Here is an 18,407-nt window from a genome sequence, read left to right on the forward strand (position 1 = left end):
CGGAACTCTGGAGTCACAATGGCCGGCAGCGTCAACAAAGTCATCCTCGTCGGCAACCTCGGCCGCGACCCCGAATCGCGCAGCTTCTCGAACGGCGGCAAGGTCGTGAACCTGCGCATCGCGACCAGCGAATCGTGGAAGGACCGCAACACCGGCGAGCGCAAGGAAAAGACCGAATGGCATTCGGTCGCGATCTTCAACGAAGGGCTGGCCAATGTCGCCGAGCGATTCCTGCGCAAGGGATCGAAGGTCTATATCGAGGGTCAGCTTCAGACCCGGAAGTGGCAGGATCAGAACGGCCAGGACAAGTATAGTACCGAAGTCGTCCTTCAGGGCTTCAACAGCGTGCTGACGATGCTCGACGGGCCGGGCGGCGGTCAGGGCGGCGGCGGTGGCGGCGGCTTTGGCGGCGGGTCGCGCGGCGGCGATGACTATGGCGACGATTTCGCCGGCCAATCCTCGCGCGGCGGCGGTGGCGGCGGGTCGCGCGGCGGTTATTCGGGCGGTGGGCAAGGCGGCGGCGCTGGCGGCTTCCCCGACGACCTCGACGACGACGTGCCCTTCTGACGCGCCGATCGGCGATTGATCGCCGATCGGATTGCTGTAGATTCGAAAGCCGGCCTCTCGCTGGAGTCGCGCGATGGATCTTGCCCTGCCTGCGCTTGCCAATCGCTTCTCGGTCGTCACGCTTGCCGAGCGGCGCGTGCCGGCGTGGAGCCGGCTGCTCGACTGGCCGGCGGCGGGCAATGGTCATGTGCCCGTACGGGCCCGTCGTCTGCCCGATCGCAATCTGCTCGCGGCGCGCATCGATCGCGCGGTTCTCGACGCCGACCGGGCGGTGCTGCTCGTCGCCGAGGGCGCGGGCTGCTTCGCCGCCGCCTGGTGGGCGCGGCTGTCGCCGGCCGACTATGTCGGCCGCGTCGCCGGCGCGCTGTTCTTCGAACCCGGCGCCAAGGACGAGGCGCGCTTCGCCTCGCCGCGCGTGACCCTGCCTTTCCCTTCGGTCGTCGTTGGCGACCGGGAGATGCGCGCGCTTGCCGACGGCTGGGGCAGCAGCGTGATCGATGGCGACGAGGGGCCGCTGGTCCGCGCGCAGCGCGCGGTGCAGCGCTTCACCGCTGCCGTGGTCGAGCGCGAGGTGAGCCGCGGCGAGCGGCTGTGGCTGGGCGTGGTCCGCTGATCCTTTTGCGCTGAGCGGCGTTACGCCCCCGAACCCAAGGGGAGCGACCGCCGATGAAGCCCGACGAACGCATCGCGATGCTGGCGCGCATCGGCTATCTGGCGCGCGCAATCCTCTACTTCGCGCTGGGCTATCTGTCGCTCGCCACCGGCCGGGCGGAGGGGACGACGAGCGTGCTGTCGCCGCTGTCGCGCATTCCCGGCGGCGCGGCGCTGACCGCCGGGCTGGCGCTCGGGCTCGCCGCCTATGGCCTGTTTCGCCTCTATGGCGCTGCGATCGACATCGAGGCCGATGGCGACGACGCCAAGGGACGGGTGAAGCGCGCGGGCCATGCGCTGAGCGCCTTTGCGCATTTCGGCCTCGCTTACGGCGCCGCGTCGCTCTTCGCGTGGGGCACGCAGCCGAGGGACGGCGCGGCAGGGCGCGACGCCACCGAAGTCGCGCTCGGCCTGCCGTTCGGCTGGGCGCTGCTGATCGTCGCGGGACTGGGCTTCGCCGCCGCCGCCTTCGCACAGGCCGAAAAGGCATGGAGCGCGGGGTTCATGCGGCTGCTGACGCGGAACGCGCCGCACTGGAGCAAGGTCGTGGGGCGCATCGGCTATGCCGCGCGCGCAGCGGTGTTCGCCGGCGTCGCCTGGGCGCTGATCGACCTCGGCCGGTCGGGCCGCGCGGGCGAGGTGGGGTTCCAGGATGCGCTGGCCGTCTATTCGGATCGCAGCTGGTTGTTCGCAGGCGTGGCGGGCGGCCTGATGCTGTTCGGCGTCTTCAGCCTGGTCATGGCACGCTATCGCGATGTCTGCGACACCCCGCTGGTGCGGCGCTTCGCCTGAACCCGCGGCTTGCCGGGTTCACCGCCGCAGCAGGAACACCGCATGCTCGGCGAAGAAGTTCGCCGCCGCCGGCCGCGCCGGGTTCCCGTCCGACAGGAACCACGCGCCCTCGACCGTCAGGCCTTGTTCGCGGACGAAGGCGCGGAAGTCGTCGATGGTGACGTGGTGGATGTTGGGCGTTTCGTACCAGGCGAGCGGCAGCAGGCGCGTGACGGGCATCCGCCCGCCCCAGAGCAGCGACAGGCGAACACGCCAGTGCGCGAAATTGGGGAAGCTGACGAACGCGCGCTGCCCGATCCGCAAGAGGTGATCGAGCACGACATGTGGGCGCATCGTCGTCTGCAGCGTCTGGCTAAGGATCGCATAGTCGAAGCTCTGGTCGGGATAGTCGGCGAGGTCGGTGTCGGCGTCGCCCTGCACCACCGACAGCCCGCGCCCCACCGCCGCCGCGACATTGGCGGGATCGAGTTCGAGGCCCCGCGCGTCCACCTGCTTCTGGTCGCGCAGCGCCGCCATCAGCGCGCCGTCGCCGCAGCCGACATCAAGCACGCGAGATCCCGGCGCGACGTTGCGGGCAATGATCGCAAGGTCGGGCCGCAGGCTCATCGGCCGTTCCCCAGGAATCCCTCGACCACCCGGTTCAATTCGGGGCTATCGAGCAGGAAGGCGTCGTGGCCGAAGGGCGAGGACAGCTCGACGAAGCTCGCCGCCGCACCCGCGGCGTGCAGCGCCTGCACCACCGCCCGGCTCTCGCGCGTCGGATAGAGCCAGTCGGTATCGAAGCTGACGAGACAGAAGCGCGTCGCCGCCCCCCGGAACGCATTGGCGAGCACGCCGCCATGCTCCTCGGCGAGGTCGAAATAGTCGAGCGCGCGGGTGATGTAGAGATAGGCGTTGGCATCGAACCGGTCGGTGAAGGCAAGGCCCTGATGCCGCAGATAGCTTTCGACCTGGAAATCGGCGTCGAAGCCGAACGACTTGGCCTCCCGCGCCTGAAGCCGCCGCCCGAACTTCTCGGTCAGGCCCGCTTCGGACAGATAGGTGATGTGCGCCGCCATCCGCGCGACCGCGAGGCCCGCGGCGGGGGGCGTGCCCTCATAATAGTCGCCGCCATTCCAGTTGGGGTCGGCCATGATCGCCTGTCGCCCGACCTCGTGAAAGGCGATGTTCTGTGCCGAATGGCGCGCGGTGGCGGCAATGACGACGGCGGCGGCGACGCGATCGGGGAAGGTCGCGGCCCAGCTCAGCGCCTGCATCCCGCCCATCGATCCGCCCACCACCGCCTTCAGCCGCCCGATGCCGAGATGGTCGAGCAGCATCGCCTGCGCACGCACCATGTCGCGGATGGTGATGACGGGAAAGCTCATGCCCCACGGCTTGCCCGTCGCCGCGTTGACCGTGGCGGGCCCCGAAGTGCCCATGCAGCTGCCGAGCACGTTGGTGCAGATGACGAAATCGCGCGCGGGATCGATCGGCTTGCCCGGCCCGATCATCCGCGTCCACCAGCCGGGCTTGCCGGTGATGGGGTGGTTCGACGCGACATACTGGTCGCCCGTCAGCGCGTGGCAGACGAGGATCGCGTTCGTCCCCTCCGCATCTAGCGTGCCATAAGTCTCATAGGCGATCTCGACCGGCGACAGGAGCACCCCGCCGTCGAGGCGGAGCGGGCCGGGCAGCACGGCGCGGCAGTTCTGACCGAAGGTGGGGGCGGACATGGACGCCGGCCCTTAGCCGAGCCGCGGGGACGGGAAAAGGCCCGGCCTTGCGACCTCCGGCCGCCGGGCCTATCGGCGGACCCCATGTTCGCACCCGTTCCCAAGCCCTGGATCATGGGCATCGCTCCGTACGTCCCCGGCCGGTCAAAGACCGACGACGGGCGCAAGGTCGTCAAGCTCTCCTCGAATGAAAACCCGCTCGGCACCGCGCCCGAAGCGCGCGCGGCTTTCGCGGCGGCGGCGAACGATCTGGAGCGCTATCCCGATGCGAGCGCCGCCGTGCTGCGCGAGGCGATCGGCGCGCGCTACGGCCTCGATCCCGCGCGTATCATCTACGGCACCGGATCGGACGAGGTGCTGCATCTGGTCGCTGGCGCCTATGCGGGGCCGGGGGACGAGGTGATCTTCGTCCGCTACGGCTTTGCGGTGTACGAGATCGCGGCGCGGCGCGTCGGCGCGACGCCGGTGGTCGCGCCCGACAAGGACTATGCGACCGACGTCGATGCGATCCTCGCCGCGGTGACGCCCGCGACCAAGGTGGTCTACATCGCCAATCCGAACAATCCGACCGGCACCTTCGCCGGCCGCGACGAGATCGCACGGCTCCACGCCGGCCTGCCGCGCGACGTGATGCTGGTGATCGACCAGGCTTACGGCGAATATATCGAGTCGGGCGACGACGACGGCGCGCTGGAGCTCGCCAAGACGCAGGCAAACGTCATCGTCACGCGCACCTTCTCCAAGATCTACGGCCTCGCCGCCGAGCGGATCGGCTGGGGATATGGCTCGGCCGAGGCGGTCGAGGCGATGCATCGCATCCGGATGCCGTTCAACCTGACGACCGCGGGGCAGGGGGCGGCGCTTGCCGCACTCGAGGCGCAGGACTTTGTCGAGGCGAGCCGCGTCCACAATGCCGAGTGGCGCGCCTGGCTGACGGCGGAGGTCGGCAAGCTCGGCAATGCCGGCCTGCGCGCCGTCCCCTCGATGTGCAACTTCGTCCTCGTGCTGTTCGAGGGGCCGGTGAGCGCGGAGACCGCGTACAAGGGGTTGATGGATGCGGGCTATATCGTCCGCTGGCTGCCCGGACAGGGCCTGCCGCATGGCCTGCGCATCTCGATCGGCACGGCCGAGGAGACGCAAGGGGTCATGGCGGCGCTGCGCGAGATCGTCGAGCGCGGATGAGCTTTTCGCGCATCACCGTCGTCGGGCTGGGGCTGATCGGCTCGTCGGTGGCGCTCGCCGCGCGCGCGCGGATCGCCGGCATACGGGTGACGGGCTACGACGCCGATCCCGAGGTGCGGCGCGTGGCGCGCGAGATCGGGCTGTGCGACACGATCGCCGACGATGCCGCCGACGCCGCGCACGACGCAGAACTGGTCGTGCTGTGCGTGCCCGTGGGGGCGATGGGGCGTGCGGCAGCCAACCTTGCTCCCGCGCTGCCCGCCGATGCGATCGTCACCGACGTCGGCTCGTGCAAGGCGAGCGTGGTCGAGGCGCTGCAGGCGGCGCTCCCCGGCCACACTCTCGTCCCCGCGCATCCCGTTGCGGGGACTGAGCAGAGCGGACCGACCGCGGGCTTTGCGACGCTGTTCAACCATCGCTGGTGCATCCTGACCCCGCCCGAGGGCACCGACCCCGCCGCTGTCGACCGCGTCGCCGGCTTCTGGCGCGCGCTTGGCGCCGAGGTCGAGACGATGGCCCCCGACCATCACGATCGGGTGCTCGCGGTGACGAGCCACCTGCCGCACCTGATCGCCTACACGATCGTCGGCACCGCCTCCGACCTCGAGGAAGTGACGCAGAGCGAGGTCATCAAATATTCGGCGGGCGGTTTTCGCGACTTCACGCGCATCGCCGCCAGCGACCCGACAATGTGGCGCGACGTGTTCCTCGCCAATCGCGAGGCGGTGCTCGACATGCTCCAGCGGTTTTCGGAGGATCTGGCGCTCCTTCAGCGCGCGATCCGCTGGGGCCAGGGCGACGCGCTGTTCGATCACTTCACCCAGACCCGCGCGATCCGCCGCTCGATCGTCGAGCAGGGGCAGGACGACGCGCGGGCGGATTTCGGGCGGACGCACGGGTAGGGGCATCAATCTGCTCAACCCAAACGGGGATGGGGTGGGCGCGTGGGCGGGTCACCCCCTCGCCAGCGCCTCGGCGATCAGCTTGCGGCTGTTCGCCACCCCGTACAGCGCAATGAAGCTCCCCATCCGCGGCCCCTGGCTCGACCCCAAGAGCGTTTCGTAGAGCGCCTTGAACCAGTCGCGCAGATTCTCGAACCCGGCGGTCTTCCCGATCTCGTAGACGATGTTCTGGATGTCCTCGGCGCTCGCGCCCTCGGGCAGCGCGGCGAGTTCGGCGTCGAGGCGCTTCAGGGCCTCGACCTCCACCCCCTCCGGCGCGCGTCGCACCGGCTTCTCCGCCACGTCGCGGACATAGGCGATGGCATGGCCGATCAGCGCGTCGAGCGCCGGGTAGCGCTCGGGGCTCGCATCGGCGACATAGTTGCCGAGATAGCCCCAGACCTGTTCCTTCGTCGCCTCGCCCATCACGCCGATCAGGTTGAGCAATAGGCCGAAAGTAACGGGCAGCGTTTCCGCTGGCGGCTCGCCGTCATGGATGTGGTGGACCGGGTTGCCCAGCCGCTGCTCGACCGGCTGTCCCGCATAGTTACCGCGGAACTGCCAGTATTCGTCGATCGCGCGCGGGATGACGCCGAGGTGGAGCTGCTTGGCCTTTTTCGGCTCGCGATAGGCGTAGAAGGCGAGGCTCTCCTCCGGCCCATAGGTCAGCCATTGCTCGAGGCTGAGGCCGTTGCCCTTCGACTTCGAGATCTTCTGGCCATGCTCGTCGAGGAACATCTCGTAGTTGAAGCCCTCGGGCGGGCGGGCGCCGAGGACGCGGGCGATCTTCGAGGATTGCGTGACCGAATCGATCAGGTCCTTGCCCGCCATCTCGTAATCGACACCCAATGCGACCCAGCGCATCGCCCAGTCGACCTTCCACTGGAGCTTGGCGCGGCCGCCGAGGATCGACTGCTCGATCCGTTCGCCCTCGTCGTCGAATGCGATCAGGCCGGCATCGGCATCGACCACCTCGACCGGCACCTGAAGGACGATGCCGCTCTTCGGGCTGATCGGCAGCACCGGCGAATAGGTCGCGCGCCGCTCCTCGCCGAGGGTCGGCAGCATGACGCCCATGATCGCGTCATAGTGGCGCAGCACCGCCTTCAGCGTCGCGTCGAATCGCCCGCTCGCATAATAATCGGTGGCCGACGCGAACTCGTACTCGAAGCCGAAGCGGTCGAGGAAATCGCGCAGCATCGCATTGTTGTGGTGGGCGAAGCTCTCGAACTTGCCGAACGGATCGGGCACCTTCGTCAGCGGCTTCCCCAGATGCGCGGCCAGCATCTCCCGGTTCGGCACATTGTCGGGCACCTTTCGCAGGCCGTCCATGTCGTCGCTGAACGCGATCAGGCGGGTCGGCTGGTCGGACAGCGTCTCGAACGCGCGGCGAACCATCGTCGTGCGCAAGACTTCGTTGAAGGTGCCGATATGCGGCAGGCCCGAGGGGCCGTAGCCCGTTTCGAACAGCACGGCTTCGCCGTCGGGCTTGCCGCCCGGATAGCGGGCGAGGAGCTTGCGTGCCTCCTCATAAGGCCAGGCCTTGGACACGAGGGCGGCGGCACGGAGTTCGGGGGTCAGGTTCGACATGGTGCGTGCCTCTAGCGACGGTAACGCTTCCTTACAAACCGGACGGGAACCCTTCGCATGCGCAGCAATTCATGGCGCGTGCAACGCAGGTTAAGACAGGCATGATCGTCAACGACACCCCCCGCATGAGCTCGATCGTCATCGAGGTGTGGAAGCCGCTGCTGGCGCTGTTCTTCTGGGACGTGGCGGTCACCGCCTTCTACATGACGACGACGTTCAAGGCGCCGTCACTGCCGCTCACCATCTTCGGTACGGTGCTGGCGCTGTTCCTCGGCTTTCGCGACAATTCGGCCTATCAGCGCTGGTGGGAGGGACGGCAGCTCTGGGGGCTGATGATCAACGCCTCGCGCAACCTCGTGCGCGGGGCGATCGCGTTCATCCCCGACGATCCGCCGCGCGCGCGCGACCTCAAGCGATCGATCGCGCTCAGGCAGATCGCCTATGTCAACGCACTGCGCTGCCAGCTGCGCCGCCTGAAGGACTGTCCCGAGGTCTACGATCTGCTGTCGCGCGAGGAGGCCGACGAGGCGATGGGCCGCGCCAATCCTGCCAACGGCTTTCTCGACGGTACCGCCAAGCGGATCGAGGACGCGCGCCGCGAGGGGTGGCTCGACACCATCCAGCAGACGCAGATGGAGCGCATTCTCGTCGATATCGCCAATGCGCAGGGGGGCATGGAGCGGCTCAAGAACACACCGCTGCCCGTTCAGTACCGCTTCTTCCCGTCCTTCTTCACGCGGCTGTTCTGCCTTCTTCTGCCGATCGGGCTGGTCGAGACGCTGGGCTGGGCGACGCCGATCGGTTCGACGCTGGCGGGGCTGATGTTCCTGGCGGCGCTCCAGATCGGCGACGATCTGGTCGATCCGTTCAGCAACACGCCTCACGACCTGCCGATGAATGCGATGTGCCGGACGATCGAGATCGACCTGAAGCAGGCGATCGGCGACGAGGCGCCCAAGCCGCTGACCCCGGTAAAGGGCGTGCTCTGGTAAGTTTCGCGGGCGGTGAGTCCGCCGGGACACATCGCAAGCGCTGGTGGGGGAGGCGGCGGGCGGCAACCCCATATATGGTTGCGGACTCGGAATGTTCGCTGTGGCGAACGACTTGTTAAGCTTTCGGGTCAACCATCGGAAGCTTGACGAAACCGTCGCTTTGGACTCGGGATGCGCGTCCGAGGGAGCCGGGGGACTTGTCGACGATGCCAGTGATCGAAAAGGTGCGCGCGCCCGCGCGCCGCAAGCTCAAGGCGCCGGCCCCGCTGCCGCTCGACACGATCCTGCGCGGCGACTGCGTGGCGGCGATGAAGGCGCTGCCCGATGCCAGCATCGACTGCATCTTCGCCGACCCGCCCTACAACCTGCAGCTGGGCGGTGAGCTGTTTCGGCCCGACGGCAGCCATGTCGATGCCGTGACCGACGACTGGGACCGGTTCGACACCTTCGCCGCCTATGACCGGTTCACCCGCGCGTGGCTCAAGGAAGCGCGCCGCATCCTGAAGCCCGACGGCACGATCTGGGTGATCGGCAGCTATCACAACATCTTCCGCGTCGGCACCGCGATCCAGGACATGGGCTTCTGGATCCTCAACGACATCGTCTGGCGCAAGTCGAACCCGATGCCCAATTTCAAGGGCACGCGCTTCACCAACGCGCACGAGACGCTGATCTGGGCATCGATGGGGGAGAAGGCGCGCTACACCTTCAACTATCGCAGCCTCAAGACGCTCAACGACGAGCTCCAGATGCGCTCCGACTGGGAGTTCGCGATCTGCTCGGGCGCCGAGCGGTTGAAGGGCGAGGATGGGCACAAGGTCCATCCGACCCAGAAGCCCGAGGCGCTGCTCTATCGCGTGATGCTGGCGGCGACGCATCCGGGCGACGTGGTGCTCGATCCCTTTTTCGGCACCGGCACGACCGGTGCGGTGGCCAAACGGCTGGGCCGCCGCTTCATCGGCATCGAGCGTGAGGAAACATATATCGCCGCCGCCGAGGCGCGGATCGAAGCGGCGCTGCCGCTCGACGAATCGCTGCTCCGCACGATGCAGGCGCCGCGCAATGCCCCGCGCGTCGCGTTCGGGACGCTGGTCGAGAACGGACTGATCGCGCCGGGCGCGGTGCTGACCGATGCCAAGCGGCGCTGGCGCGTCACGGTACGCGCCGACGGTTCGCTGGCGGGCGATGGCGGCGAGGGATCGATCCATAAGCTGGGCGCCGCGGTACAGGGCGCGCCATCGTGCAACGGCTGGACCTTCTGGCATCATGAGGGCGAGGGCGGGCTTGCGCCCATCGACACGCTCCGCCAGCGCTGGCTGCTCGCGACGCAGCCCTGAGCGGCGCGATGCTGCATCTGCGCCCCGTCCAGTTCGTCGACACGCCGGTCGGTCGCGATGGCGAGGTCGCGCGGCTGGCGGGCGGGCTGCAATGGTTCGCCGCCTATGAGGTGATCCGCGGCGCCGAGCGGCGGACGGTGCCGGTCGCCGGTTTCGACGATTTCGCCAAGGCGCTGCCCGATCCGCAGGCCGAGCGGGCGGCCCTGCTCGCCCACCGGATTTCGGCGCCTCGCGCCTCGATCCAGGCGGGTGAGCGCGTGCTGCGCTTCGACCAGCCACAGGCGATGGCGATCCTCAACCTGACGCCCGACAGCTTTTCCGATGGTGGCCGTCACGACGGCGATCCGGCTGCGGCGGCCGCAGCGGGCGTCGATATGGCAGCGGCGGGGGCGGCGATCATCGACGTCGGCGGCGAATCGACGCGGCCCGGCGCGCCCACGGTGTGGGAAGGCGACGAGATCGCCCGCGTGGTCCCCGTCATCGAGCGGCTGGCGGCCAGCGGCACACCGGTATCGATCGACACGCGCAAGGCATCGGTGATGGAGGCCGCGCTGGCGGCGGGCGCGCACATCGTCAACGACGTCTCGGCGCTCCTCTACGACGACCGCGCGGCCGAGGTGGTTGCGCGCGCGGGCGTGCCCGTCGTGCTGATGCATTCGGCCGATCCGAAGCGTGGGGCAGAGGGAGCGATGACGGGGGGCAATGCGCTGACCGACTGCTTCGACTGGCTCGAGGCGCGGATCGAGGCGGCGGTCGCGGCGGGCGTCGACCGCGCGCGCATCATCGTCGATCCGGGCATCGGCTTCGGCAAGTCGCTGGCCGACAACCTCGCCATCCTCAACGGTCTGTCGCTGTTCCACGGGCTCGGCTGCCCGCTGCTGCTGGGGGCCAGCCGCAAGCGGATCGTCGGCGCGCTGTCGGGCGAAGCCCCTGTCGGCGCGAGGCTGGGCGGGTCAGTGATGCTGGCGGTCAGGGGCGCCGATCAGGGCGCGCAATGGCTGCGCGTCCACGACGTGCCGGAGACCGTGCAGGCGCTGCGCGTCTGGCGCGGCATGCGCGACGCGGCGCTGGTCGCACGGTAAACGATCGACCCGGAACGGACGTCGGCCAGGTCGCTCGCTCCGTTCCGGATGCGCATTTGGCGCCCCCAAGAGCCGGTCTTCACTGGCAAACATCCGATTTGACGCTTTCAGAACATTTCGTGTCCACATAACTTGCATCAATATCGGCTCCGGATCGAAACCATCTTCTGGGAGTGTTTGATGGACGGATCGACGAGTTACCTTGGGGCCCTCGAACTCGATGAGCGAGTTGTCGTGGCGATCGGGGACGGACCGGGTACCGAGGCGGCGGTCGAGGCCGCGCGGGCGAGCGGCGCACGGGTTGCCGGGCGCGTGTCGCTGGCTGAGGGACCGGGCCGGCTGGCGATGCAGGCGCGGCTGCACGTGCTGACGCTCGACCTGCCGGGTGGAGAACCGGATGCCGCGACGATCGCCGCCCTCGACGCCGCTGCCGCCGCCGCGCATCGCCACGATGCCCTTGTGATCGCGAGCTGTCCGGTGGACGCTCTCGATCTTGTCGCCTCGTCGCTGGAGGGGGTGCGCGCCGCGCTGCTTTGTGAACCCACGCTCGTCGATCGCGTCGCCGCCTTCGCTCTCGCGGGGCCGCCGCCGCGCACGCTGCACGATGCCGCGCGCGATTCGGACCAGCGTCGGCTGCGACAGCTCAATGACGAGGTGGCGCGGATCGCCGAGACGCTGGCGCGCCTCGCCCGCACCGATCCGGGCACGGCGATGCTGGGCAGCCAGGTCGCCGACCGTGCCCCGCCGTACCGCGCCGTGCCCGACGAGGGCGAGCCCGCGATCGACCCCGCGGACGTGCGCGCCGCGATCCGCGCGCGGCGGATGCGCGACCAGTTCTTCGAGGGCGACCTGTTCGCCGATCCCGCCTGGGACATGCTGCTCGATCTCTATGCCGCCCATCTCGAGCATCAGCGCGTCTCGGTCTCCAGCCTGTGCATCGCCGCGGCGGTGCCGGCGACGACGGCGCTGCGATGGATCACCACGATGCGCGAGGCGGGATTGTTCGAGCGGCACGACGACCCTTTCGACAGGCGGCGCGCCTATGTCGGCCTGAGCGAGACGGCGATTACCGGCATGCGGCGCTACTGCGCAGCAGTGCGGCGCGCGGGCCTTTCGATCGCCTGAGGGGGCCGCTCGACGCAACGAGTTGCGCGCTCGGCGGTTGAACCGGGGCACAGTGATGGAGCAAGCCCCGATGAAATCGCGTTATTTCCTGGCCCTGCCGCCGATCGCCCTGCTCGCCGCGTGCGGCGGCGGCGCCTCGACTGACCAGACCGCGACGACGACGAACACCGGCAACGTCATCCTCAACGATGCGCAGGCGAATTATTCGTTCGAGAACGACGCGATCCTCAACACGACCGCCGACGATGCCGCCGCGATGAACGCCGCGCCGGCAAACGGCATGTAAGCGTGGACGAGAAAGAGAAGAAGGCGATCCGCGACGACTTCGCCGAAGCGGTCAACATGGCCCCGGCGGCAATCGAGCGCTTCCTCGACACCGACGATTCGAAGCGTGTCGGCCAGAAGGACGGCGGCGGCGAGAGCGTCGGCCACGCCTCTGGCCGGCGAATCGTCGCGATCAAGCGTAAGAAGCAGGCCGACCTGACCGACGACGACTATGCACACATGAAGAAGGTCGTGGGCTATGTCCGCCGCCACGCGGCACAGGGAGGGCCTAAGGACGATCCGGAACATTCGGACTGGCGCTATTCGCTGATGAATTGGGGTCACGATCCGCTCAAGGATTGAACGGGCTTGACCCGTCATTGCGAGGCGGCAACGGTCGAGCCATGTCGATGATGCTGCTGCCGCTCGCCCTCGCCGCCGCTGTCCAGGAAGGTCCGGCGCCCGCCGTCGACAGCGTCGTCATCACCGCCGACCGGATGATCGACGTGCTGTCGGGCAAGGTGGTCGAACGGCCCGTCATCGTCGCTACCGGCGGCCGCATCGTGTCGGTGGTGGGCGAGGGGGCGGCAAGGCCCGTGATCCCTGCGGGCGCGCGTCGCATCGACCTGCCAGGTCGAACGCTCGTCCCCGGTCTGATCGACATGCACGCCCACCTGACCAGCAACCCCAAATATGGCGGCTATAGCGGCTATCAGTTCACCGACAGCTTCTGGGTCGCACAAGGGACCGGCAATGCCGAGCGGACGCTGCGCGCCGGTTTCACCACCGTTCGCAACGTCGGCAGCGACGGCTATGCCGATGTCGGCATCAAGCAGGCGATCGAGGAGGGTTGGGTCGCCGGCCCGCGCATCGTCCCCGCCGCCCATGCCCTGGGCGCGACCGGCGGGCATTGCGACGAGACCTTCCTGCCGCCCTCCTTCCAGCGCAAGTCGCCCGCAGTCGGCGACAGCCCCGAGGAACTGCGCCGCCGCGTGCGCGAGCAGCGCAAATACGGGGCCGAGGTCATCAAGGCGTGCGCGACCGGCGGCGTCTTCAGCCGCAATACCGAGCCCGGCGTGCAGCAGCTCCATCCCGAGGAATTGAAGGCGATCGTCGATGAGGCGCATTTCTGGAAGCTGAAGGCCGCCGCGCACGCGCACGGCGCCGATGGCATCCGCGCCGCGATCGAGGCCGGGTTCGACACGATCGAGCATGTGAGCTTCATCGACGATGCCGGGATCAAGGCGGCCAAGGCCCGTGGCACCTTTCTCGGCTTCGATGTCTACAACACCGAATATACATTGGCAGAGGGCGAAAAGAACGGAGTCCTGCCCGAGAACATCGAGAAGGAGCGCCGCGTCGGCACGATCCAGCGCGAGAACTTTCGCAAGGCGGCACAGGCGGGGGCGCGGATGATCTTTTCGACCGACGCCGGCATCTATCCGCACGGTGACAATGCGCGTCAGTTCGCGGTGATGGTCCGCTTCGGCCTGACGCCGATGCAGGCGCTCCAGTCGGCGACCTCCAATGCGGCCGAGGCGCTGGGGCGGACGGGCGACGTGGGCGCGATTGCGGTCGGGCGCTATGCCGACATCGTCGCGGTGGCGGGCGATCCGCTGACCGATATCCGCACGCTCGAAAAGCCGGTTGTCGTCATCAAGGGCGGCGAGGTGGTGGCCGGAGCGACCGCATCGTGAGTCTGATCGCGGCACTGGCATTGCTGCAGGCGGGCGCCGCCGCCCCGGCGGCACTGCCCGAACTCGGCGTCAATCTGGAGCGGTTCGACTATCCCTTCACCGTCGAGCGGCTGCGCGCGCCCGTGGGCACCGAGGTCGCGCAGATGGCCTTCATGGACGTGCGCCCCGCCAAGCCCAATGGCCGCGTCGCGGTGCTCCTCCACGGCAAGAACTTCTGCGGCGCGGCGTGGGAAGCGTCGGCGCGGATGCTCGTGGCGCGCGGCTGGCGGGTGCTGGTCCCCGACCAGATCGGCTTCTGCAAGTCGGACAAGCCCGCGGGCACGCAGTACACGCTCGCCGGACTCGCCGCGAACACCGCGCGGTTGATGAAGGCGCGAGGCATCGACCGGGCGGTGATCGTCGGCCATTCGATGGGCGGGATGCTGGCGGCGCGGTTCGCGATCGACCATCCGGCACTGACCGAGCGGCTGGTGATGGTCAATCCGCTCGGCCTGACCGATCGTGCGGCCGAGGGTGTGCCCTATCGCCCGCTCGCCGATCTGATCGCCGACGAGCGCAAGACCGATGCGGCCAGCATCAAGGCCTATCAGCTCGCCAACTATTATCATGGAGAGTGGCGGCCGGCCTATGACCGCTGGGTGCGGATGCTGGCTGGGCAGTTCGCGGGGGCGGGGCGCGAGGCGATGGCGACCGCGCAGGGCAAGACCAGCGAGATGATCTTCACCCAGCCCGTCCTCTATCAGTTCGGGCGGATCAAGGCGCCGACCACGGTCATCGTCGGCACCCGCGACACGACGGTGTTCGCCAAGCGGCAGGCGCCGCCGACGCTTCAGCAGTTCCTGAAGCCGATCCCCGCGATCGCTCCCGCCGCGGTCGCGAAGATCCCCGGCGCAAGGCTCGTCCGGCTCGAGGGGCTTGGCCACGCGCCGCAGATCGAGGCGCCCGACCGCTTTCACGAGGTGCTGCTCGCCGCGATCGGCTGAGGCGGGGTGCGGGACGGGGCAGGGGCGGTGTTGACCGTCCCTGCCCCTGCGCGTATAGGCCCGCCGGTTCCTGTCGGGGACCATTCGATTCCCGATCGGACATGCGCTGAACGTTGCTGGAGACGTCAAAGGCCTGGGCGCGCGCGTCCGGGTCGTTTTCGTATTCGCTCGTAAAGGGCTCCAGCAAAGTAACCATTTGGAAGGTGAAGGGCTTCATGCCGACGATCAACCAGCTGGTCCGCAAGGGCCGCGAACCGCAGAAGGCCAAGTCGAAGGTCCCTGCGATGGAGCAGAACCCGCAGAAGCGCGGCGTCTGCACCCGCGTTTACACGACGACCCCGAAGAAGCCGAACTCGGCACTTCGCAAGGTGGCCAAGGTCCGTCTGACCAACAGCCGCGAAGTCATCTCGTACATCCCCGGCGAGGGCCACAACCTGCAGGAGCACTCGGTCGTGCTCATCCGCGGCGGCCGCGTTCGCGACCTTCCCGGCGTCCGCTACCACGTCCTGCGCGGCGTGCTCGATACGCAGGGCGTCAAGGACCGCAAGCAGAGCCGTTCGAAGTACGGCGCCAAGCGTCCCAAGTAATCGCCATAGTAAGCGCCGGACGGGTTCCGGGTTCGCTGAAGTTCTAGAAGGAAATCTGAGATGGCACGTCGTCGTCGTCCCGAGAAGCGGGAAATCCTGCCTGATCCCAAGTTCGGAGATCAGGTCCTGTCGAAGTTCATGAACAGCGTCATGCTGGACGGCAAGAAGGCCGTTGCCGAGGGCATCGTCTATTCGGCGCTCGAGACGGTCGAGAGCCGTGCGAAGCGCGACCCGATCGGCGTGTTCCACGATGCGCTCAACAACATCAAGCCGGGCATCGAGGTCCGCAGCCGCCGCGTTGGCGGTGCGACCTATCAGGTCCCCGTCGAGGTGCGTCCCGAGCGTGCGCAGGCGCTGGCGATCCGCTGGCTCATCACCTCGGCCCGCAACCGCAGCGAGAACACGATGTCGGCGCGCCTGTCGGGCGAGCTGCTCGACGCCGCCAACAACCGCGGCAACGCGGTGAAGAAGCGCGAGGATACGCATCGCATGGCCGAAGCGAACCGCGCCTTCTCGCACTATCGCTGGTAATACCTATATGGCGGGCGAGGCTTCGGCCTCGCCCCCACATTTTCCGTTCGTCCCGAGCGCAGTCGAGGGACGCCGCTGAGCGAAGCGAGAGGCTCCGGCCTTGCCGACGCTCGGCAAAGTCTCTCGACTTCGCTCGAGACGAACGGTCCCTGACGTTCATATCGCCCCCGCCGCCACCCGGCACCAGGAGTAAGATCATGGCCCGCAGCCATCCGCTCGAGCGCTATCGCAACATCGGCATCATGGCGCACATCGACGCCGGCAAGACGACGACGACCGAGCGCATCCTCTATTACACCGGCAAGTCCTACAAGATCGGCGAGGTCCATGAGGGCACCGCGACGATGGACTGGATGGAGCAGGAGCAGGAGCGCGGGATCACCATCACGTCGGCGGCGACGACCTGCTTCTGGTCAGCCGAGGACGGCAAGGGTCCCGAGCACCGCATCAACATCATCGACACGCCCGGGCACGTCGACTTCACCATCGAGGTGGAGCGTTCGCTGCGCGTCCTCGACGGCGCGGTCGCGTGCTTCGACGGCGTCGCGGGCGTCGAGCCGCAGTCGGAGACGGTGTGGCGTCAGGCCGAGAAGTACCGCGTGCCGCGCATGTGCTTCGTCAACAAGCTCGACCGCACCGGCGCGAGCTTCGAGCGCTGCGTCCAGATGATCAAGGATCGCTTGGGCGCCCGTCCGCTCGTCCTCTATCTGCCGATCGGCATCGAGGGCGGGTTCAAGGGCCTGGTCGACCTGGTCAACAACCGCGCGATCATCTGGCTCGAGGAGTCGCTGGGCGCGAAGTTCGAGTATCAGGACATCCCCGCCGACCTCAAGGACGCGGCCGAGGCCGCGCGCCTCGAACTGATCGAGGCCGCCGTCGAGCAGGACGACGAGGTCATGGAGAAGTTCTTCGAGGGTGAGGAGCCGGATGCGGCGACCCTGAAGCGCCTGATCCGCAAGGGTACGCTCAACTTCTCGTTCGTCCCCGTGCTCTGCGGCTCGGCGTTCAAGAACAAGGGCGTGCAGCCGCTGCTCGACGCCGTCGTCGACTATCTGCCGAGCCCGCTCGACATCCCCGCGGTTCAGGGTCTGAAGATGGACGGCGTGACCGAGGACACCCGTCCGGCCGACGACAACGCGCCCTTCTCGGCGCTGGCGTTCAAGATCATGAACGACCCGTTCGTCGGCACGCTGACCTTTGCGCGCATCTATTCGGGCAAGCTCGAGAAGGGCACCGTCCAGAACACCGTGAAGGACAAGAAGGAAAAGATCGGCCGCATGCTGCTGATGCATGCGAACAACCGTGAGGACATCGACGTCGCCTATGCCGGTGACATCGTCGCCATCGCGGGCCTCAAGGAGACCACCACGGGTGACACGCTCGCGGCTCCGACGGCACCGATCATCCTTGAGCGGATGGAGTTCCCCGAGCCCGTCATCGAGCTTTCGGTGGAGCCCAAGACCAAGGCCGACCAGGAGAAGATGGGCCTCGCGCTCAATCGCCTCGCCGCCGAGGATCCCTCGTTCCGCGTGTCCACGGACCATGAGAGCGGCCAGACGATCATCAAGGGGATGGGCGAGCTCCACCTCGAGATCCTCGTCGATCGTATGAAGCGCGAGTTCAAGGTCGAGGCCAATGTCGGCGCGCCGCAGGTCGCCTATCGCGAATATCTCGCGAAGAAGGTCGACATCGACTATACGCACAAGAAGCAGTCGGGCGGCTCGGGCCAGTTCGGCCGCGTCAAGGTGACGGTCGTGCCGGGCGAGCGCGGTTCGGGCTACCAGTTCTTCGACGAGATCAAGGGCGGCAACATTCCGCGCGAGTACATCCCGTCGGTGGAGAAGGGCTTCCGCGAGACGGCGCTGACGGGTTCGCTGATCGGCTTCCCGATCATCGACTTTGAGGTGCACCTGACCGACGGCGCGTACCACGACGTCGACTCGTCGGCGCTGGCGTTCGAGATCTGCGCCCGCGGCGCGATGCGCGAAGCGGCGCAGAAGGCGGGCATCAAGCTCCTCGAGCCGATCATGAAGGTCGAGGTGGTGACGCCCGAGGATTATCTGGGCGATGTCATCGGCGACATGAACAGCCGCCGCGGCCAGATCCAGGGCACCGACACGCGCGGCAACGCGCAGGCGGTGACGGCGATGGTCCCGCTGGCCAACATGTTCGGCTATGTGAACCAGCTGCGCTCGTTCACGCAGGGTCGTGCGAGCTACTCGATGCAGTTCAGCCACTATGACGAAGTGCCCGCCAACGTCGCCGACGAAGTGAAGGCGAAGCTGGCTTAATCGCCGGGCGCCGACGGCGCTGGCATTCTTGCAAATCAGCCGCTATGGGGCCGCCTTCTCGCGCAGCCCCATCGTGGCCG

19 protein-coding genes are annotated in these 18,407 nt (G+C 67.9%); 16 read left to right on the forward strand and 3 right to left on the reverse strand.

Going from position 1 to position 18,407, the window contains the following annotated elements; genetic code table 11:
• The first annotated feature begins 18 nt into the window (after window positions 1-18).
• The 3 genes from ssb (at window position 19) to COC42_RS13140 (ending at window position 2,010) form a co-directional block, all read left to right on the forward strand.
• Complete coding sequence (gene ssb, locus COC42_RS13130; RefSeq protein WP_096343748.1) at window positions 19-567, forward strand: single-stranded DNA-binding protein; 549 nt, start codon at window positions 19-21, stop codon at window positions 565-567.
• Between the two features lie 73 nt (window positions 568-640).
• Entirely contained in the window at window positions 641-1,180 is a 540-nt protein-coding gene (locus COC42_RS13135; protein WP_096343749.1) for an RBBP9/YdeN family alpha/beta hydrolase, read from the forward strand.
• Window positions 1,181-1,233: 53 nt separating this feature from the next.
• Window positions 1,234-2,010, forward strand: coding sequence for a DUF1206 domain-containing protein (locus COC42_RS13140; RefSeq protein WP_096343750.1), 777 nt, complete (start codon window positions 1,234-1,236; stop codon window positions 2,008-2,010).
• A gap of 18 nt (window positions 2,011-2,028) precedes the next feature.
• Here the strand turns inward: COC42_RS13140 and metW are convergent, their stop codons facing one another.
• Together metW and metX are read right to left on the reverse strand one after the other, a co-directional pair.
• Window positions 2,029-2,616, reverse strand: a complete 588-nt coding sequence (gene metW, locus COC42_RS13145; protein WP_096343751.1) for a methionine biosynthesis protein MetW — start codon at window positions 2,614-2,616, stop codon at window positions 2,029-2,031.
• Window positions 2,613-3,725: a homoserine O-acetyltransferase MetX gene (gene metX, locus COC42_RS13150; protein WP_096343752.1), complete on the reverse strand. Its 1,113-nt coding sequence runs from the start codon at window positions 3,723-3,725 to the stop codon at window positions 2,613-2,615. Before metX ends, metW begins: the two co-directional genes overlap by 4 nt.
• Before the next feature lie 84 nt (window positions 3,726-3,809).
• On the opposite strand from metX, the gene hisC reads away from it, so the two are divergent.
• Both hisC and COC42_RS13160 read left to right on the forward strand, forming a co-directional pair.
• A complete protein-coding gene (gene hisC / locus COC42_RS13155) occupies window positions 3,810-4,907 on the forward strand; it encodes a histidinol-phosphate transaminase (protein WP_096343753.1) in 1,098 nt (365 codons plus the stop codon).
• Window positions 4,904-5,809 carry a prephenate/arogenate dehydrogenase family protein gene (locus COC42_RS13160; protein ID WP_096343754.1) on the forward strand — a complete coding sequence of 302 codons (906 nt, stop codon included), beginning with the start codon at window positions 4,904-4,906 and terminating at the stop codon, window positions 5,807-5,809. Before hisC ends, COC42_RS13160 begins: the two co-directional genes overlap by 4 nt.
• Before the next feature lie 51 nt (window positions 5,810-5,860).
• Here the strand turns inward: COC42_RS13160 and COC42_RS13165 are convergent, their stop codons facing one another.
• Window positions 5,861-7,438 (reverse strand): lysine--tRNA ligase, encoded by a 1,578-nt coding sequence (locus COC42_RS13165; RefSeq protein ID WP_096343755.1) that lies wholly within the window; start codon window positions 7,436-7,438, stop codon window positions 5,861-5,863.
• Between the two features lie 101 nt (window positions 7,439-7,539).
• On the opposite strand from COC42_RS13165, the gene COC42_RS13170 reads away from it, so the two are divergent.
• From COC42_RS13170 to fusA, 11 genes are all read left to right on the forward strand, one after another.
• Complete coding sequence (locus COC42_RS13170) at window positions 7,540-8,430, forward strand: bestrophin family protein (protein ID WP_096343756.1); 891 nt, start codon at window positions 7,540-7,542, stop codon at window positions 8,428-8,430.
• A gap of 206 nt (window positions 8,431-8,636) precedes the next feature.
• Window positions 8,637-9,767, forward strand: a complete 1,131-nt coding sequence (locus tag COC42_RS13175; protein WP_096344203.1) for a site-specific DNA-methyltransferase — start codon at window positions 8,637-8,639, stop codon at window positions 9,765-9,767.
• 8 nt (window positions 9,768-9,775) lie between these two features.
• Entirely contained in the window at window positions 9,776-10,849 is a 1,074-nt protein-coding gene (gene folP / locus COC42_RS13180; protein ID WP_096343757.1) for a dihydropteroate synthase, read from the forward strand.
• Window positions 10,850-11,083: 234 nt separating this feature from the next.
• Window positions 11,084-11,974: a helix-turn-helix domain-containing protein gene (locus COC42_RS13185; protein WP_141395854.1), complete on the forward strand. Its 891-nt coding sequence runs from the start codon at window positions 11,084-11,086 to the stop codon at window positions 11,972-11,974.
• A gap of 70 nt (window positions 11,975-12,044) precedes the next feature.
• Window positions 12,045-12,260 carry a hypothetical protein gene (locus tag COC42_RS13190; RefSeq protein ID WP_096343759.1) on the forward strand — a complete coding sequence of 72 codons (216 nt, stop codon included), beginning with the start codon at window positions 12,045-12,047 and terminating at the stop codon, window positions 12,258-12,260.
• Between the two features lie 2 nt (window positions 12,261-12,262).
• Entirely contained in the window at window positions 12,263-12,601 is a 339-nt protein-coding gene (locus COC42_RS13195) for a DUF3140 domain-containing protein (RefSeq protein ID WP_096343760.1), read from the forward strand.
• Between the two features lie 41 nt (window positions 12,602-12,642).
• Window positions 12,643-13,935 carry a Xaa-Pro dipeptidase gene (locus tag COC42_RS13200; protein WP_217991290.1) on the forward strand — a complete coding sequence of 431 codons (1,293 nt, stop codon included), beginning with the start codon at window positions 12,643-12,645 and terminating at the stop codon, window positions 13,933-13,935.
• Window positions 13,932-14,918, forward strand: a complete 987-nt coding sequence (locus COC42_RS13205; protein ID WP_245844122.1) for an alpha/beta fold hydrolase — start codon at window positions 13,932-13,934, stop codon at window positions 14,916-14,918. Before COC42_RS13200 ends, COC42_RS13205 begins: the two co-directional genes overlap by 4 nt.
• Window positions 14,919-15,133: 215 nt before the next feature.
• A complete protein-coding gene (rpsL, locus tag COC42_RS13210; RefSeq protein WP_010545715.1) occupies window positions 15,134-15,505 on the forward strand; it encodes a 30S ribosomal protein S12 in 372 nt (123 codons plus the stop codon).
• A gap of 60 nt (window positions 15,506-15,565) precedes the next feature.
• Window positions 15,566-16,036 (forward strand): 30S ribosomal protein S7, encoded by a 471-nt coding sequence (gene rpsG, locus COC42_RS13215; RefSeq protein ID WP_096343762.1) that lies wholly within the window; start codon window positions 15,566-15,568, stop codon window positions 16,034-16,036.
• Between the two features lie 197 nt (window positions 16,037-16,233).
• A complete protein-coding gene (fusA, locus tag COC42_RS13220) occupies window positions 16,234-18,327 on the forward strand; it encodes an elongation factor G (protein WP_096343763.1) in 2,094 nt (697 codons plus the stop codon).
• Window positions 18,328-18,407: the final 80 nt, after the last annotated feature.

This window comes from Sphingomonas spermidinifaciens, from assembly GCF_002351485.1.
Classification (GTDB): Bacteria; Pseudomonadota; Alphaproteobacteria; order Sphingomonadales; family Sphingomonadaceae; genus Sphingomonas; species Sphingomonas spermidinifaciens.

Bases quoted from the DNA above. Each gene is read 5' to 3' on its own strand.
- ssb (WP_096343748.1), top strand. From the start codon at position 19: ATGGCCGGCAGCGTCAACAAAGTCATCCTCGTCGGCAACCTCGGCCGC.
- COC42_RS13135 (WP_096343749.1), top strand. From the start codon at position 641: ATGGATCTTGCCCTGCCTGCGCTTGCCAATCGCTTCTCGGTCGTCACG.
- COC42_RS13140 (WP_096343750.1), top strand. From the start codon at position 1,234: ATGAAGCCCGACGAACGCATCGCGATGCTGGCGCGCATCGGCTATCTG.
- metW (WP_096343751.1), bottom strand. From the start codon at position 2,616: ATGAGCCTGCGGCCCGACCTTGCGATCATTGCCCGCAACGTCGCGCCG.
- metX (WP_096343752.1), bottom strand. From the start codon at position 3,725: ATGTCCGCCCCCACCTTCGGTCAGAACTGCCGCGCCGTGCTGCCCGGC.
- hisC (WP_096343753.1), top strand. From the start codon at position 3,810: ATGTTCGCACCCGTTCCCAAGCCCTGGATCATGGGCATCGCTCCGTAC.
- COC42_RS13160 (WP_096343754.1), top strand. From the start codon at position 4,904: ATGAGCTTTTCGCGCATCACCGTCGTCGGGCTGGGGCTGATCGGCTCG.
- COC42_RS13165 (WP_096343755.1), bottom strand. From the start codon at position 7,438: ATGTCGAACCTGACCCCCGAACTCCGTGCCGCCGCCCTCGTGTCCAAG.
- COC42_RS13170 (WP_096343756.1), top strand. From the start codon at position 7,540: ATGATCGTCAACGACACCCCCCGCATGAGCTCGATCGTCATCGAGGTG.
- COC42_RS13175 (WP_096344203.1), top strand. From the start codon at position 8,637: ATGCCAGTGATCGAAAAGGTGCGCGCGCCCGCGCGCCGCAAGCTCAAG.
- folP (WP_096343757.1), top strand. From the start codon at position 9,776: ATGCTGCATCTGCGCCCCGTCCAGTTCGTCGACACGCCGGTCGGTCGC.
- COC42_RS13190 (WP_096343759.1), top strand. From the start codon at position 12,045: ATGAAATCGCGTTATTTCCTGGCCCTGCCGCCGATCGCCCTGCTCGCC.
- COC42_RS13200 (WP_217991290.1), top strand. From the start codon at position 12,643: ATGTCGATGATGCTGCTGCCGCTCGCCCTCGCCGCCGCTGTCCAGGAA.
- rpsL (WP_010545715.1), top strand. From the start codon at position 15,134: ATGCCGACGATCAACCAGCTGGTCCGCAAGGGCCGCGAACCGCAGAAG.
- rpsG (WP_096343762.1), top strand. From the start codon at position 15,566: ATGGCACGTCGTCGTCGTCCCGAGAAGCGGGAAATCCTGCCTGATCCC.
- fusA (WP_096343763.1), top strand. From the start codon at position 16,234: ATGGCCCGCAGCCATCCGCTCGAGCGCTATCGCAACATCGGCATCATG.